The organism is Enterobacter cloacae complex sp. P14RS (assembly GCF_014895895.1).
GTDB classification, from domain to species: Bacteria; Pseudomonadota; Gammaproteobacteria; order Enterobacterales; family Enterobacteriaceae; genus Enterobacter; species Enterobacter bugandensis.
Map to the genome: position 1 here is coordinate 33048 of NZ_JADBQM010000025.1, position 15152 is coordinate 48199.

At 54.1% G+C, this 15152-nt stretch carries 16 protein-coding genes; 7 read left to right on the plus strand and 9 right to left on the minus strand.

The genetic code is table 11. The features are described 5' to 3' along the window. Positions 1 to 9 precede the first annotated feature (9 nt). The 9 genes from IM295_RS19840 to pspA form a co-directional block, all read right to left on the minus strand. Positions 10 to 1062, minus strand: a complete 1053-nt coding sequence (locus IM295_RS19840; RefSeq protein ID WP_041909681.1) for a zinc-binding alcohol dehydrogenase — start codon at positions 1060 to 1062, stop codon at positions 10 to 12. 29 nt (positions 1063 to 1091) lie between these two features. Continuing rightward, positions 1092 to 1934 (minus strand): carbohydrate ABC transporter permease, encoded by an 843-nt coding sequence (locus IM295_RS19845; RefSeq protein WP_028013372.1) that lies wholly within the window; start codon positions 1932 to 1934, stop codon positions 1092 to 1094. Then, positions 1921 to 2802, minus strand: a complete 882-nt coding sequence (locus IM295_RS19850) for a carbohydrate ABC transporter permease (protein ID WP_028013373.1) — start codon at positions 2800 to 2802, stop codon at positions 1921 to 1923. The genes IM295_RS19845 and IM295_RS19850 overlap by 14 nt, the downstream gene beginning before the upstream one ends. 22 nt (positions 2803 to 2824) lie before the next feature. Next, complete coding sequence (locus IM295_RS19855) at positions 2825 to 4117, minus strand: ABC transporter substrate-binding protein (protein ID WP_047368688.1); 1293 nt, start codon at positions 4115 to 4117, stop codon at positions 2825 to 2827. Between the two features lie 13 nt (positions 4118 to 4130). Then, entirely contained in the window at positions 4131 to 5828 is a 1698-nt protein-coding gene (locus IM295_RS19860; protein WP_193067234.1) for a sugar phosphorylase, read from the minus strand. 184 nt (positions 5829 to 6012) lie between these two features. After that, the gene (gene pspD, locus IM295_RS19865) at positions 6013 to 6237 is read right to left on the minus strand and encodes a phage shock protein PspD (protein ID WP_028013376.1); all 225 of its coding nucleotides are present in this window, start codon (positions 6235 to 6237) and stop codon (positions 6013 to 6015) included. A 12-nt stretch (positions 6238 to 6249) separates the two neighbouring features. Then, the gene (pspC, locus tag IM295_RS19870; protein ID WP_028013377.1) at positions 6250 to 6609 is read right to left on the minus strand and encodes an envelope stress response membrane protein PspC; all 360 of its coding nucleotides are present in this window, start codon (positions 6607 to 6609) and stop codon (positions 6250 to 6252) included. After that, positions 6609 to 6833, minus strand: coding sequence for an envelope stress response membrane protein PspB (pspB, locus tag IM295_RS19875; protein ID WP_028013378.1), 225 nt, complete (start codon positions 6831 to 6833; stop codon positions 6609 to 6611). Before pspB ends, pspC begins: the two co-directional genes overlap by 1 nt. A 53-nt stretch (positions 6834 to 6886) precedes the next feature. Next, entirely contained in the window at positions 6887 to 7555 is a 669-nt protein-coding gene (pspA, locus tag IM295_RS19880; RefSeq protein WP_193067235.1) for a phage shock protein PspA, read from the minus strand. 151 nt (positions 7556 to 7706) lie between these two features. Here pspA and pspF point away from each other — a divergent pair, with 151 nt between their 5' ends. From pspF to IM295_RS19915, 7 genes are all read left to right on the plus strand, one after another. Continuing rightward, on the plus strand, positions 7707 to 8699 hold the full coding sequence (gene pspF, locus IM295_RS19885) for a phage shock protein operon transcriptional activator (RefSeq protein WP_162269366.1): 993 nt from the start codon (positions 7707 to 7709) through the stop codon (positions 8697 to 8699). 88 nt (positions 8700 to 8787) lie between these two features. Next, positions 8788 to 10428, plus strand: coding sequence for an ABC transporter substrate-binding protein SapA (sapA, locus tag IM295_RS19890; protein WP_193067236.1), 1641 nt, complete (start codon positions 8788 to 8790; stop codon positions 10426 to 10428). Further along, positions 10425 to 11390, plus strand: coding sequence for a putrescine export ABC transporter permease SapB (gene sapB / locus IM295_RS19895; RefSeq protein WP_041909670.1), 966 nt, complete (start codon positions 10425 to 10427; stop codon positions 11388 to 11390). Before sapA ends, sapB begins: the two co-directional genes overlap by 4 nt. Continuing rightward, positions 11377 to 12267: a putrescine export ABC transporter permease SapC gene (gene sapC, locus IM295_RS19900; protein ID WP_028013383.1), complete on the plus strand. Its 891-nt coding sequence runs from the start codon at positions 11377 to 11379 to the stop codon at positions 12265 to 12267. The genes sapB and sapC overlap by 14 nt, the downstream gene beginning before the upstream one ends. Continuing rightward, positions 12267 to 13259, plus strand: coding sequence for a putrescine export ABC transporter ATP-binding protein SapD (sapD, locus tag IM295_RS19905; protein WP_028013384.1), 993 nt, complete (start codon positions 12267 to 12269; stop codon positions 13257 to 13259). Before sapC ends, sapD begins: the two co-directional genes overlap by 1 nt. 1 nt (position 13260) lies before the next feature. Beyond that, on the plus strand, positions 13261 to 14067 hold the full coding sequence (sapF, locus tag IM295_RS19910) for a putrescine export ABC transporter ATP-binding protein SapF (RefSeq protein WP_028013385.1): 807 nt from the start codon (positions 13261 to 13263) through the stop codon (positions 14065 to 14067). Positions 14068 to 14229: 162 nt separating this feature from the next. Continuing rightward, positions 14230 to 15144: an ATP-grasp fold amidoligase family protein gene (locus IM295_RS19915; RefSeq protein ID WP_063154353.1), complete on the plus strand. Its 915-nt coding sequence runs from the start codon at positions 14230 to 14232 to the stop codon at positions 15142 to 15144. The last annotated feature ends 8 nt before the right edge of the window (positions 15145 to 15152 follow it).

The following is a 15152-nucleotide window of genomic DNA, read 5'->3' on the forward strand; positions in this document are numbered from 1 at the left end:
GTCCTTAGCTTAAAAAGTGACGCCCATTTTGATACTGAGTTCCGGATGCTGATCGACATACTTCATATAGCTTTCCGGGCTGGTGGTGAAGGTCACGACCGGGTCGATCAGATCTTCACAGTTCAGATAACCGTTCATCAGCAATTCCCAGCAGGTCTCTTCGATACGCTTGCGGCTCCAGCGCGGATAGTCCGGGTTCGGTTCACTGCAGGCGCGGGAGAAGACAATCTTAGCGTTGTTGAAGTGCGCTTCGCGGCCCAGGTTGAAGCCTGCCGCAAACGGTTTGGCGAAGGCCACGTAGGAGATGGTGCCGCCGTAGGCGAGCCCGCGCAGCGCGGACTGCAGCGCATCCGCAAAGCCGCTGGTTTCGATGATCACGTCCGCGCCCTGCTTCCCGGTCAGCTTTTTGATTTCCAGACCGACATCGGTACCGATTGGATTCAGGCAGTGGTCCGCGCCGTGACGGCGAGCGATCTCACAGCGGTGTTCAATCGGATCAACGCCGATAACCACTGACGCACCGGCTTTTTTCGCCAGCTGAATCGCAATCTGTCCGATGGCTCCCAGACCGACCACGACAACAAAGTCACCCACACGGACGTTGGCATCACGCACGCCGCTCATGGCGAACTGCGCCGGATCGTAGCAAACGGCATTCTTCCAGGACGCGCCCTGCGGCATTTTACGCAGCTTATAGTTGTTCACCGCGTTAACGATGACCGTCTCCTGCAGCGGGCCGTAGCAGCAGACGCTGTCGCCGATCTGGTATTCCGTTACGTCTGCACCGCATTCAATAATGTCGCCAACGATCATGTTGCCCAGCTGGAACTTACCGAATTCGATACCGCGCGCAGCGCCCTCTTCACGCGGCGTGAACATCTGCCACTCTGCGTTGAACTCTTCATCAATAAACGGGCTTGCCGCGCGGAAATCCACGACTTCCGTTCCGTGCTTCGGGGCGCCAAAGCGGGCGCGAATTTTCACTTCATGTGCTTCCACAGCACGGTCTTCATACTCCACCAGCGCCGCCACGCGTGGCGCTGTCGCAACTAACTTCTTCATAACTTGCTCCTGATAAAAAATTGGCCGCCTTAGCCCTTGACGCCACCGGCGGTCAAACCACTTTTAATAAAACGTTCAGAGAGTGCGTACATGATGACCACCGGAAGCGCCGTCACCAGCGATGCCGCCATCATGCGACCCCAGATATAATCTGGCGTACTAAAGAGCGTGTTCAGCCCGACCGGCAGGGTAAAGTTGCTGGCGCTGGACAGGAAAATGGAGGCAAACAGGTAGTCGTTCCATGCCACCATGAAGCAGTAAACAAACACCGACACGAGACCGGAAATGGCCAGCGGCACGGTAATGCGGAAGATGATTTGCAGGCGGTTCAGACCATCCATCATCGCGGCCTCTTCTATTTCGTCCGGAATGGTGTCGAAATAGCTGCGCAGCATGAATACCGCCGTAGGCAACGTCTGGGTCACCATGGTGATGATCAGCGCCAGTTCAGTGTCGTAAATGCCGAGCGCGGTGATGATTTTGAACAGCGGCACCACCAGCAGAATCCCGGAGAACATATAGACGGTGTAGAAGCTCGCGTTGATCGTCGCACGTCCTTTAAAACGCAGCTTGGACAAGGCGTAAGCGCCCAGCGTGCCGAGAAACACCGCAATTACCGATGACGTCAGCGACACCACCATGCTGTTGCGGAAGTAATCCACGAACGGGAAAATTAGCGGGTTAAAGATGTCAACGTAATGCTGAAGCGTCCACGCCTGCGGCAAAATAGTCGGATTCAGCGATATGGCCTCTTTCGCGCTCTTGAATGACGTCATCAGCATCACGAAGAACGGGAACAGCGTGATAATCAGAAATACCGCCAGCCCCAGATAGAAACCAATACGGCCCAGTATGCGTTTATTTGTTGCCATTGAGGTTTACCCTTTTTCTGGTCAGCAGAATGACGGCGAAGATGATCACAAACAGCACAACAGAAATGGCGGCTGCTTTGCCCAGATCGTTGAATGCAAAGGCAGTTTTATAGAGATACACACCCAGAATATCGACCTTCGTGGTCAGCAGATAAACATCCGCAAACATGTAGAACATCCAGATGGTTCGCAGCGTCACCACCGTTGCCAGTACAGGCATAATGGCGGGCAACGTGACGATACGGAAACGCTGCCAGGCGTTGGCTCCGTCCATCTCTGCCGCTTCATACAGCGATTTATCAATGGTCTGCAAAATTGCCAGGAATGAGATAAAGGCATACGGGAAGTAGCGCCAGATGGCGAACAGCACCACCAGCACGAAGCTGCTGCCAGGGTTGTCGAACCAGAGCGGCGCCTGGTCATACAGATGCAGCAGATCGACGCCCAGATAGTTCACAATGCCGTAGCCGTTGTTGAACATGTATTTCCAGGCAAATACCAGGGAAATAGAGGGTGTCACGTAGGATAAAATCACCAGCGAACGCGCCGTCTTCCGGAGACGAAACTCACGGTTAAAGAAGATGGCGACGGCAAGCCCCAGCCCGGTGCTGCCGAGCACGACCAGCGCCGTATACCAGAACGTCATCCACAGCGAGTGCCAGAACGCAGCATCCCCCAGAATGCGGATGTAGTTATCCAGGCCAACAAACACCGCATCAATACGCGGATTAAGCGGCAGGCGTAAGAAACTGATTTCAATATTGGAAATCATTGGCCAGGCCACCAGGCCCCCCAGCAAAATCAGGCTGGGGGCCAACAGCAGCATGGCGAAAGGCATATCTGAACGACCAGAAAACAACGTCTTCATAATTTCCTTCCGCAGAGCGCTCCTATCGTTGTGAAATCAGGTCAGTCAGTCGCGTCTGGCTCTTGCTAAGCGTTGCGCTGAGATCTTGTTTACCCACGGTGACGTTATGCACCATGGAGCTGATAATGCCGGACCCTGTCACATCGCCCATGCGCGTGAAGTTTTTGTCGCCGACAGCACCAAACACCTGTACGTTCGGGAATTGGGCGATCAGTTCATAAGGCAGTTGCCCAAACGCTTTAATCACCTCGTTGTTTTTCCAGGTATCCGTTCCTACGACCAGCGTGTTCACCGGCAGCGCCGCGCCCGGCGACATCATGACCCAGTCGGTTGCGTTTTGAGCCTGCTCCATCCACGTCACAAACTTTTCAGCCGCTTGCGTTTCTTCTTCGGTTTGTCCGCTGGTGATCGTCAACGAGGTGACCATGCCATAAACGGCAGAGGACTTTTCTGTCGGGACAACGAAGCCAAGGTTGGCAGGGTTACCATCCTGGAATACCGCTGGCAGGATGTAGGTGGAATAGACGGCCATCGGTGCAGAACCGTTCATGAAGGCATCTTTGATCTCCATGACGTCGTTCGAGCCCGGCATGGTGGTCGCGGCCAGCGCTTTATAGAACGCCAGTGCTTTCGCCATTTCAGGGGTGTCAATTTCAACGTTTCCGTTGGCATCAAAAACGTTCGCGCCGCCGGAAAGCGCAAACTGGGAGAACGCCTGCTCGGTCATGACGCTTTCCGCGGTGGGCAGCGCAATACCGTAATGTTTGTTGGCCGGGTCGTTAAGCTTCTGGCTGGCTTTCAGCAGCTGTTCCCAGTTATGCGGTTCCTGAATACCCGCAGCGGCAAGCACATCTTTGTGATACCAGACGCCGGACAGCCAGGCGCTCATCGGCACCCCTGTCCAGGCTGTGCCGTCTTCAGTACGCACAACGCGCAGGATCCCGTCATAGAAGGTCTTTTCGCCTACCGCTTCAATGGCTTCACCGATAGCCTTGCGATCCAGCAGTTGTTCCTTATCCATGACTTTCGCGTAATCATGGCTGACTTCAATCACTTCAGGCAGCGCGCCCGTTCTGGCGAGCGTAATCACTTTGGTGTTGTAGGCATCTTCTTCCACCGGCACCTGCTTCACCGTAATGCCGGGGTTTTCTTTCTCGAATTTTTCGATCAGTTTCGTAATAACCGCCTGGCGCTCCTGCTCTACTGACGAGTGCATGAACTCAATGGTCACAGCAGACGCTTTATCATCTTTACAGCCTGATAACAGGGCGCACGAAACCAGTGCTGATAACAGCACAATTTTGGGCATTTTCATTTTAGGGTCCTTTTTAGTTTTCTTTAATCCACATAACCTGCCATGGATTGAGGGTCAGCTTTTTACCGCTAACAGCTTGTCCTGATAGTAATTCCATACCAGTAAGCGTGTCCCCATAAACGGTATGAACGTTATTACTAAAATTAAACAGGGCTGTAATTCTCTCACCGTTTTCAGCCACGCGTACAATTTTAAGAATTTGTTCATCCAGTGATTCAAAAAATGCCTGGGCATCAGGGTGAAACGCACTTTCCCCACGACGAATCGCAATAAACTCGCTTAAACGGGAATAAATTTTATGACGAATGCTATTTTTATTATTAAGTTCGAGATCAACCTGACCGGCGGTATATTTCTTGCGGTTTATCGCGCGGTTATAGCCGAGGCGCTCGACCCCTTCATAATCGTTACGGGAGCCAAGAATACTTTGAATATACACGGCAGGTACACCTGGGAAACTTAACAGCACCGCATGCGCCAGAATAAAGCGCGCAATGCGTTCATCATCTGAACTGTTTTGCGCGCTTAACGCGTCAAGATAGGTCACATTAATTTCGTAAGGACTGCGCGTACCGTCAGGATTATTTTTCCAGTTGACCAGCGCCCCTTCCTGCTGAAGTTTCTCAACCAGTGCGAGGATTTCTGATTCCGGCAGAATGCCGCGCAGTGGGTTCAGACCGATACCGTCATGAGACGCCAGGAAATTGAACCAGGTCGTTTTTGTTGAAGGCAGCGCCAGCGATCCCGCCCACTGACAGAGAGCGTTAACATCCTGACGGTGCACAGCATGCAGCACCAGCGGCGGCAAGGAGAACTGGTAGACCATCTGGGCTTCATTTTCACCGTCACCGAAATAAGAGATATTGTCCTTATGCGGAACGTTCGTCTCAGTAATGATCACGGTACCCGGCGCCACTGCCTCGGTAATAGCACGGAATAGCTGGATAAGGCAGTGAGTCTGTTCCAGATGGATGCAGCTTGTTCCAGGGATCTTCCACATAAACCCGACGGCGTCCAGACGGATATAACGCGCCCCTTCCGCCAGGTAATGGAGCAGCACGTCAACCATCGCAATCAGCACCTGAGGCGAGGCGAAGTTAAGATCGATCTGGTCATCGCTGAAGGTGGTCCAAAGATGACGCACGCAGCCATCATGCAGCGTAAACGGCGTCAGCAACGGTAATGCGCGAGGACGCGTCACCGCAGATAAATCAGTTTCAGGATCGACAGCAATAAAGAAATCTTCGTAGCCAGGTTTCTGCGCAAGATAATTAGCAAACCATTCACTTTTTGCTGACATATGGTTGCAGACGAAATCAAACATTAAGCTGGCAGACTGTTTTAAATCAGCAACGTCTTGCCAGGTCCCGGTTTCAGGCGCAACGTTGTGGTAATCAATAACGGAAAATCCGTCATCAGAGGACCACGGATAAAAAGGTAAAAGGTGGACATGGGAAAACGTGCGAGCAAGCCACTCATTATAAAAGCGGGTAAATACCGGCAACGCTTTCTCCCCTTTCGCGGAGAACTGATCGGCGTAGGTGATCAGAACAACGTCTTTTTCATCCCAGCCTGATTTACGCTTTTCTGTAATACCAACAGCAGCTTGTTCAAGCTTTGTTAATAACACTTTAAAATGTGCTTCAGAAAATGATTCACCGTAAATATGATTGATAAGTTTTTTAATTTTTGCGTTCACATTATTTTCCATGGTAGCGGTCCCACGAAGGGCAATCTACTCCCCTGAAAAATATCTGTCAACGAACCGGGAGGCTGAAAAACGCAATTACAAAGCAGCTCTGTGCAGTAATGTGAGCTGCCGCAAAGAAAGTGAGGGAAAGGGATGAAATGTCGTTAGCCCTTCCGGGGAGAGAAAGGGCTAACGCGAGCGTGAATTATCGGGATAAGTAACGGCGTGACAGCCGCTTTGCCGCTTTTTGCAACAGAGGTTCAAGCGCCACGGCCAGCAACATTCTGACCGGCTTGCGGGCAACAGATTTGATCGCCCAGCCCGCCACACCTGCCGGGCCGTAACGTAACGCCGTCATCAGAACCAGTTTACCTGCGATTTTCAGGCCGGGTTTTACCTTCTGACCGGCCTGTTGCCAGTTTTTCTTCATGTATATTCTCTCTTAAAGCTGACGAAAACGACTTCTCAGCGTAAAGGTATCGGATGTGACATAGCGTTCCATTTCACGTAACCGCTTCTCCCCTTCAGCCAGCCGATCGTCAACCGCATTGAGAAGATCGTTACTGGTAGGCGCGCCTTCCGCAGCCAGTTCGCCTTCCGGCATCGGGTCAAGTACAAACGACAGCACGATGTAGGCGACGAAAGTGATAAACGCCAGGCCGAAAAATATCGACAGCACCGTGACCACACGAACCAGCTTTACCGGAACGTCGAGATAATGGGCCAGCCCGGCGCAAACGCCGCGCACCATGCCCTGCTGTGGAATTCGCCACAATTTTTTGTTCAGATTCAGTCCTGACATTAACGGTCCCTCCAGTTAGGATGTTCTGCATCCAGGATTGCTTCCAGCGCCTGAATGCGATCGCGCATCTTGTTAGCCTGGTCGGTAAGCTGCGCAAGACGTTGTTGTTCACTCTGGGATAAATCGTTCCCTGAAGAACGGTTGCTGTAGTGCAGCCATAGCCAAATCGGCAAAACAAACAGCACGAAAATCGTCAGGGGAATGGCCAGGAAAAGCGCGCTCATGTGTACTCCTTGTCGTCGGATGCTTAGCGGCACGCTCAGGTGCCGCAACATTATTATTGGTTATCTTGCTTCATTTTGGCTTTCAATGCCGCCAGCTGCTCGCTGATTTCATCGTCCGCTTTCAGATCGGCAAACTGTTGATCCAGCGACTTTTGCTTACCGATGCCGTGGCTCTCTGCTTCCGCTTCCATCTGGTCGATACGACGCTCGAATGACTCAAAACGCGCCATGGCCTCATTCAGCTTGCCGCTGTCCAGCTGACGACGCACGTCGCGGGAAGAGCTTGCCGCCTGATGACGCAGGGTCAGCGCCTGCTGACGCGCGCGGGTTTCGCTCAGTTTATTTTCGAGCTCACCAATCTCTTTTTTCATGCGGGTGAGCGTGTCTTCCACCAGCGTGACTTCATGCTCCAGCGTAGCGATCATGTCCGCCAGCTTCTGCTTTTCAATTAACGCTGCGCGAGCAAGATCTTCTTTATCTTTGCGCAGGGCGAGTTCCGCCTTTTCCTGCCATTCATTGAGCTGAGCGGTGGCCTGCTCAATACGGCGCGTTAACTGTTTTTTCTCAGCCAGCGCACGGGCGGAGGTAGAACGCACTTCAACCAGCGTGTCTTCCATCTCCTGAATCATCAGGCGCACCAGCTTCTGCGGATCTTCTGCTTTCTCCAGCAGTGAGTTGATGTTGGCGTTCACGATGTCGGCAAAACGAGAAAAAATACCCATAATCAAATCCTCATAGTTCTGTTATCGGGCTATGCCCTGCTGTACTGACAATACAATTCCCGTGCCAGTTTTTTATCTTATTGATTTTACACGGCGTGATTGATTTTTATTCAGCACAGAACTATGCTGACCTGGTGAATATCGCTAAGGAGTGGTTAATTTCATCATGGCTCAATACAAAGATAACTTACTCGGCGAAGCCAACAGCTTTCTTGAGGTACTGGAACAGGTTTCTCGCCTTGCGCCGCTCAACAAACCGGTACTCATTATCGGCGAGCGCGGCACGGGTAAGGAACTGATTGCTAACCGTCTGCACTATTTATCCGGACGCTGGGACGGCCCCTTCATTTCTCTAAACTGTGCGGCGCTGAATGAAAACCTGCTCGATACCGAGCTGTTCGGCCACGAGGCGGGCGCTTTTACCGGCGCTCAAAAGCGCCATCCGGGACGTTTTGAGCGCGCCGACGGCGGCACCCTGTTCCTTGATGAACTCGCCACCGCGCCGATGCTGGTGCAGGAAAAGCTGCTGCGCGTGATTGAGTATGGTGAACTGGAGCGCGTCGGCGGCAGCCAGCCGCTGCAGGTTAACGTGCGCCTGGTCTGCGCCACCAACGCCAATCTGCCGGATATGGTCGCGGAGGAGAAATTCCGTGCCGATCTGCTTGACCGCCTGGCCTTTGACGTCGTTCAGCTTCCGCCCCTGCGCGACAGGAGAAGCGACATCATGCTGCTTGCTCAACAATTTGCGATTCAGATGTGCCGCGAGCTCGGTCTCCCTCTTTTCCCCGGCTTCAGCGATCATGCGCGGGAGACGCTTCTGGCCTACCGCTGGCCGGGAAATATCCGCGAACTGAAGAACGTTGTGGAGCGTTCTGTTTACCGCCACGGCAGCAGCGAGACGGAGCTGGACAATATCATTATCGATCCTTTTCAGCGCAATGCGCCGCCGGTTTCCTCCCCGTCATCGTCAGGCGATACTCCCGCGCTGCCCCTTGATTTGCGTCAGTTCCAGCACGAGCAGGAGCAACAGCTGCTGGAGCAAAGCCTGAAGGCGGCGAAATATAACCAGAAACGAGCGGCCGAACTCCTGGGCCTGACCTACCATCAGTTACGGGCATTGCTTAAAAAACATCAAATGCGCTGACAATATCGGCACTTACCCGCAGACATTTTTACGAAGCAGGCGTAAGTGCGATACACTTTGCAGATCGAACCTAAAAACCTTAAAAATTATGCGTCTGGTTTTATCGTCCTTTTTTGCACTCGGTCTGTTCAGCGGCCTGGCGTTTGCTGCGCCCGGGCAGTCTACGCAGCCTGACATTCGTGACAGCGGCTTCGTCTATTGCGTAAGTGGCCAGGTGGACACCTTCAACCCGCAAAAAGCGGGCAGCGGCCTGATTGTGGATACGCTCGCCGCGCAGCTTTACGACCGTCTGCTTGATGTCGACCCGTACACCTATCGCCTGGTGCCTGAACTTGCGGAAAGCTGGGAAGTCCTGGATAACGGTGCAACCTACCGTTTTCGCCTGCGCGATGATGTCGCGTTTCAGCGTACGCCGTGGTTTACCCCTACGCGCAAGCTGAACGCGGATGACGTGGTCTTCACCTTCCAGCGTATCTTTAACCGTAACCACCCGTGGCATAACGTTAACGGGGATAATTTGCCCTATTTCGACAGCCTGCAGTTTGCCGACACCGTTAAAAGCGTGCGCAAGCTGGATAGCCGGACGGTTGAATTTACGCTGACGCGCCCGGATGCCTCCTTCCTCTGGCACCTGGCGACCCACTATGCGTCCGTTATGTCCGCCGAATACGCGGCGAAGCTGACGAAAAAAGATCGTCAGGAGCTGCTCGACCGTCAGCCGGTCGGTACCGGTCCATTCCAGCTGGCCGAATACCGCGCGGGGCAATATATTCGCCTGCAGCGCCACGAACATTTCTGGCGTGGTACGCCGCTGATGCCGCAGGTGGTGGTCGATCTCGGGTCTGGCGGAACGGGACGACTCTCGAAACTGCTCACCGGGGAATGCGACGTGCTCGCCTGGCCCGCTGCCAGCCAGCTCACCATTTTGCGCGACGATCCGCGTCTGCGTCTGACGTTACGCCCGGGGATGAACATCGCTTATCTGGCCTTTAACACCGATAAGCCGCCGCTGAACAACCCTGCCGTACGTCACGCTCTGGCGCTGGCCATCAACAACCAGCGTCTGATGCAGTCGATCTACTACGGCACGGCGGAAACCGCCGCCTCAATTTTACCGCGCGCCTCGTGGGCCTACGACGGTGAGGCTAAAATTACGGAATACAATCCGGCAAAAGCGCGTGAACAACTGAAAGCGCTGGGCGCGGAAAACCTGACGCTCCAGCTTTGGGTGCCCACCAGCTCCCAGGCGTGGAACCCGAGCCCGCTGAAAACCGCTGAACTGCTGCAGGCGGATATGGCGCAGGTGGGCGTCAAGGTGATCATCGTACCGGTTGAGGGCCGTTTCCAGGAGGCGCGCCTGATGGATATGAATCACGACCTCACCCTGACAGGCTGGGCTACCGACAGTAACGATCCGGACAGCTTCTTCCGGCCGCTGCTGAGCTGTGCTGCGATAAATTCGCAGACCAACTACGCCCACTGGTGTAACCGGGAGTTCGACGCCGTGCTGCAAAAAGCGCTCTCTTCCCAACAGCTGGCCTCGCGCATTGACGCTTACGATGAAGCGCAAAAGATACTCGCTCAGGAACTGCCGGTGCTTCCGCTGGCCTCTTCCCTGCGCCTTCAGGCCTACCGCTATGATATTAAAGGCCTGGTGCTGAGCCCGTTCGGCAACGCCTCGTTCGCCGGCGTATCGCGTGAAAAAGAACAAGAGGTGAAAAAACCATGATTATTTTTACCTTGCGTCGGCTCCTTTTACTGCTGGTGACGCTCTTTTTCCTGAACTTTGTCGGCTTCAGCCTGAGCTATTTCACGCCGCATGCCCCGCTACAGGGCTCATCGCTGTGGGATGCCTGGCTGTTCTGGTTTAACGGTCTGCTGCACTGGGATTTCGGCGTGTCGAGCATCAACGGGCAGCTTATCTCCGAGCAGCTGAAGGAGGTGTTCCCGGCCACGATGGAGCTGTGCATTCTGGCCTTCGGCTTTGCCCTGATGGTAGGTATTCCCGTGGGCATGCTGGCCGGGATCTACCGCAACAAATGGCAGGATAAGTTTATCAGCGCCCTTGCCCTGCTCGGCTTCTCTATCCCGGTATTCTGGCTGGCGCTGCTGCTGACGCTGTTCTTCTCGCTGACGATGGGTTGGCTACCGGTCTCTGGCCGTTTTGACCTGCTCTATACGGTTAAAACGGTAACGGGTTTTGCCATCATTGACGCCTGGCTGTCCGATTCCGTCTGGCGCCATGAGATGATCGTCAGCGCCCTGCGTCATATGGTACTGCCGGTGCTGACGCTGGCGGTTGCGCCGACAACCGAGGTGATCCGTCTGATGCGCCTGAGCACCATCGAGGTGTTTGAGCAGAACTATGTCAAAGCTGCCGCCACGCGCGGATTGTCGCGCCTGACCATACTGCGCCGCAACGTCCTGCACAACGCTCTGCCGCCGGTAATTCCGCGCCTGGGGCTGCAGTTTTCCACCATGCTTACGCTGGCCATGATCACCGAGATGGTCTTTAGCTGGCCCGGGCTGGGACGCTGGCTGATTAACGCCATCCGTCAGCAGGATTATGCTGCTATCTCAGCGGGTGTGATGGTGATTGGTTCGCTGGTCATTATTGTTAACGTGTTGTCCGATATTTTGGGTGCGATGGCTAACCCATTGAAGCATAAGGAATGGTATGCCTTACGATAACGTTTACAGTGAAAAGCGCACGCCCGGTGCGCTGCGTACCGTGTGGCGTAAGTTCTATGGTGACACCACGGCAATGATCGGCCTTTATGGCTGCGCCGGTCTGGTATTGCTTTGCCTCTTTGGTTCGTGGTTTGCGCCTTATGGCATCGATCAGCAGTTCCTTGGCTATCAGCTGCTACCGCCTTCCTGGTCACGCTACGGCGAAGTCTCATTCTTCCTGGGCACTGACGATCTCGGACGCGACGTATTGAGCCGTCTGTTAAGCGGGGCTGCCCCGACGGTGGGCGGCGCGTTTGTCGTGACGCTCGCGGCGACGCTCTGTGGACTGGCGCTCGGTATTTTCGCGGGCTCCACGCATGGCCTGCGCTCGGCGGTGCTGAACCACATTCTGGACACGCTGCTGTCGATTCCGTCCCTGCTGCTGGCAATCATTGTGGTTGCCTTTGCCGGTCCGCATCTGTCGCATGCCATGTTCGCCGTCTGGCTGGCTATCCTCCCCCGCATCGTGCGCTCGGTTTACAGCATGGTGCATGACGAGCTGGAAAAAGAGTATGTCGTTGCGGCCCGTCTGGACGGCGCGACGACCTTCAATATTCTGTGGTTTGCCGTTCTGCCAAACATCGCCGCCGGGCTGGTCACCGAGATCACCCGTGCGCTGTCGATGGCGATCCTGGACATTGCTGCGCTCGGGTTCCTCGACCTCGGCGCGCAGCTGCCGTCCCCTGAATGGGGTGCAATGCTCGGTGACGCGCTGGAATTGATCTACGTGGCGCCGTGGACGGTTATGCTGCCGGGGGCGGCGATTATGGTAAGCGTGTTGCTGATCAACCTGCTGGGCGATGGTATTCGCCGTGCAATTAACGCGGGGGTGCAATAATGCCGCTTCTTGATATTCGCAACCTCACCATTGAATTCAAAACCGGTGAAGGCTGGGTTAAAGCCGTCGATCGCATCAGCATTACTCTCGCCGAGGGCGAGATTCGCGGGCTGGTGGGTGAATCTGGTTCGGGAAAAAGCCTGATCGCCAAAGCGATCTGCGGCGTGGCGAAAGACAACTGGCGCGTGACCGCCGACCGCATGCGGTTCGACGATATAGACCTGCTGCGCCTCTCTCCGCGCGAGCGTCGCAAGCTGGTCGGCCATAACGTCTCGATGATTTTCCAGGAGCCACAGTCCTGCCTCGATCCGTCCGAGCGCGTAGGCAAACAGCTGATGCAGAACATTCCCGGCTGGACCTATAAAGGCCGCTGGTGGCAGCGTTTCGGCTGGCGCAAGCGCCGCGCCATTGAGCTATTACACCGCGTCGGGATCAAAGACCATAAAGACGCGATGCGCAGCTTCCCGTATGAGCTGACCGACGGTGAATGCCAGAAGGTGATGATTGCCATCGCCCTGGCTAATCAGCCGCGTTTGCTGATTGCGGATGAACCCACCAACGCGATGGAGCCGACCACCCAGGCACAAATTTTCCGCCTGCTGTCGCGCCTGAACCAGAACAATAACACCACCATTTTGCTGATCAGCCATGACCTGCAAATGCTCAGCAAATGGGCGGATAAAATTGACGTGATGTACTGCGGGCAAACGGTCGAAACTGCCCCGAGTGAGGAGCTGATCGCCGCGCCGCACCATCCATATACGCAGGCGCTTATCCGCGCCATTCCTGATTTTGGCAGCGCCATGCCGCACAAGAGCCGTCTGAATACCCTGCCCGGAGCGATTCCGCTGCTGGAATCGTTGCCGATAGGCTGTCGTCTGGGGCCGCGTTGTCCGTATGCTCAGCGTAAATGTATCGAAACGCCGCGCCTGACCGGCGCCAAAAATCATCTTTACGCCTGTCATTTCCCGCTGAACATGGAGAGAGAGTGAAATGGTCGAAACCTTGCTGGAAGTCCGCAATCTGAGTAAGACCTTTCGCTATCGCACGGGGCTGTTTCATCGTCAGACTGTCGAAGCGGTTAAGCCGCTGAGTTTTACCCTGCGTGAAAAACAGACGCTGGCGATCATCGGCGAAAACGGCTCCGGTAAATCCACGCTGGCGAAAATGCTTGCCGGCATGGTCGAGCCCACTGCTGGAGAAGTGTTGATTGACGATCATCCTCTGCAGTTTGGCGATTACTCTTTTCGCAGCCAGCGCATCCGCATGATCTTCCAGGATCCGTCTACCTCGCTTAATCCACGCCAGCGCATTTCGCAGATCCTTGATTTCCCTCTGCGTCTGAATACCGAACTGGAGCCAGAGGCGCGCCGCAAGCGTATCTTCGAAACGCTGCGTATGGTTGGGCTGTTACCGGATCACGAAAGCTACTACCCGCATATGCTGGCCCCCGGTCAGAAACAGCGTCTGGGTCTGGCCCGCGCGTTGATTCTGCGCCCGAAAGTGATCGTTGCAGACGAAGCGCTTGCCTCGCTGGATATGTCGATGCGTTCGCAGCTGATTAACCTGATGCTCGAATTACAGGAAAAGCAGGGTATCTCCTACATCTACGTCACCCAGCATCTGGGGATGATGAAGCACATCAGCGATCAGGTAATGGTCATGCACCAGGGGGAAGTCGTCGAGCGCGGCAGCACGGCGGATGTGATGGCCTCCCCGCTTCATGAGCTGACGAAAAGGCTGATTGCCGGGCATTTCGGTGAAGCATTGACCGCCGATGCGTGGAGAAAAGACCGTTAAGCGCGGCGGTAAACACGGATTGCTCCGCTCAAATAAGGATTAAATAGCCTGCGTGCGCTATTTAATCCTTTTATTTTTTTGTCTCCATCCCTGCTCCATATTTTAAGCAATATCCAGCAATAGTTCTTCTCCAGAATACCGGAACATTACGGAGGAGAAGAAATGAACACCACCACATATGTTCTAAAATATACGGAGTATCTCATCAGAAAATGCCGTTCATATTTCATGACGGACCTCAATTTTCACACTGCAAAACTCAAAAAGACATCAGGCATAACCCCTGACATTAAATCACCCACTACGTTGAGTGAAAAAATATGTCATCGCCTGGTCTATGACCATAATAATCTCTACACAATGCTTGCCGATAAACTCGCCGTCCGCGAATACGTTGCGTCCAGAACAACGCGAGTAAAAGCGGTGCCTTTGATTGGGGTATACCGCAGGTTTTCGCATATCGATTTTTCAACACTGCCCGATCAATTCGTCCTTAAGTGCAATCATGACAGTGGAAGCACAATAATCTGTACAAACAAAAACCAGTTCAATTACCGGCAGGCCCGAAAAAAGCTCACTCTCGCCTTAAAGAAGAATTTGTATTACACCACGCGCGAGTGGCAGTACAAAAATATTACACCCGTTATACTGTGTGAGCCCTATGTCGATCTTTTCAATAATGCGGACAGGAACAGCACGCCGGAAATGCTGAGAATTCACTGTTTTCACGGCGTCGCACACTATGTTGAGGCCGATTTTACAGATGACCGCGGCAGAGAATTTATCAACGTTTACGACCGACACTGGAATTTACAACCCTTCCAGATGGAATATCCTAATACGCCGGTCGCGCCCGGCGAGCCGAAATTGTTCCGTGAGGCTCTGCTGGCCGCTCAGGAGCTGGCGAAGGGCCTTGACTACTGCCGCGTTGACCTCATGTTGAAAAGCGATGAAATTTACTTCAGTGAAATAACCTTAAGCCCAAAACGGGGCAAACTGCGAATTACCCCTCTGGAATGGGATACAAAGTTAGGCGATATATGGCAGTTGCCGCTATCGGCGGGCAGGCCAGGCTGACCTGCCGC

Excerpts from the sequence above, each read along its gene's own strand:
- sapB (WP_041909670.1), top strand. The coding sequence starts at position 10,425 with ATGATTATTTTTACCTTGCGTCGGCTCCTTTTACTGCTGGTGACGCTC.
- IM295_RS19915 (WP_063154353.1), top strand. The coding sequence starts at position 14,230 with ATGAACACCACCACATATGTTCTAAAATATACGGAGTATCTCATCAGA.
- pspB (WP_028013378.1), bottom strand. The coding sequence starts at position 6,833 with ATGAGCGCGCTTTTCCTGGCCATTCCCCTGACGATTTTCGTGCTGTTT.
- sapC (WP_028013383.1), top strand. The coding sequence starts at position 11,377 with ATGCCTTACGATAACGTTTACAGTGAAAAGCGCACGCCCGGTGCGCTG.
- sapA (WP_193067236.1), top strand. The coding sequence starts at position 8,788 with ATGCGTCTGGTTTTATCGTCCTTTTTTGCACTCGGTCTGTTCAGCGGC.
- pspC (WP_028013377.1), bottom strand. The coding sequence starts at position 6,609 with ATGTCAGGACTGAATCTGAACAAAAAATTGTGGCGAATTCCACAGCAG.
- sapF (WP_028013385.1), top strand. The coding sequence starts at position 13,261 with ATGGTCGAAACCTTGCTGGAAGTCCGCAATCTGAGTAAGACCTTTCGC.
- IM295_RS19860 (WP_193067234.1), bottom strand. The coding sequence starts at position 5,828 with ATGGAAAATAATGTGAACGCAAAAATTAAAAAACTTATCAATCATATT.
- IM295_RS19840 (WP_041909681.1), bottom strand. The coding sequence starts at position 1,062 with ATGAAGAAGTTAGTTGCGACAGCGCCACGCGTGGCGGCGCTGGTGGAG.
- IM295_RS19855 (WP_047368688.1), bottom strand. The coding sequence starts at position 4,117 with ATGAAAATGCCCAAAATTGTGCTGTTATCAGCACTGGTTTCGTGCGCC.
- sapD (WP_028013384.1), top strand. The coding sequence starts at position 12,267 with ATGCCGCTTCTTGATATTCGCAACCTCACCATTGAATTCAAAACCGGT.
- IM295_RS19845 (WP_028013372.1), bottom strand. The coding sequence starts at position 1,934 with ATGGCAACAAATAAACGCATACTGGGCCGTATTGGTTTCTATCTGGGG.
- pspA (WP_193067235.1), bottom strand. The coding sequence starts at position 7,555 with ATGGGTATTTTTTCTCGTTTTGCCGACATCGTGAACGCCAACATCAAC.
- pspD (WP_028013376.1), bottom strand. The coding sequence starts at position 6,237 with ATGAAGAAAAACTGGCAACAGGCCGGTCAGAAGGTAAAACCCGGCCTG.
- IM295_RS19850 (WP_028013373.1), bottom strand. The coding sequence starts at position 2,802 with ATGAAGACGTTGTTTTCTGGTCGTTCAGATATGCCTTTCGCCATGCTG.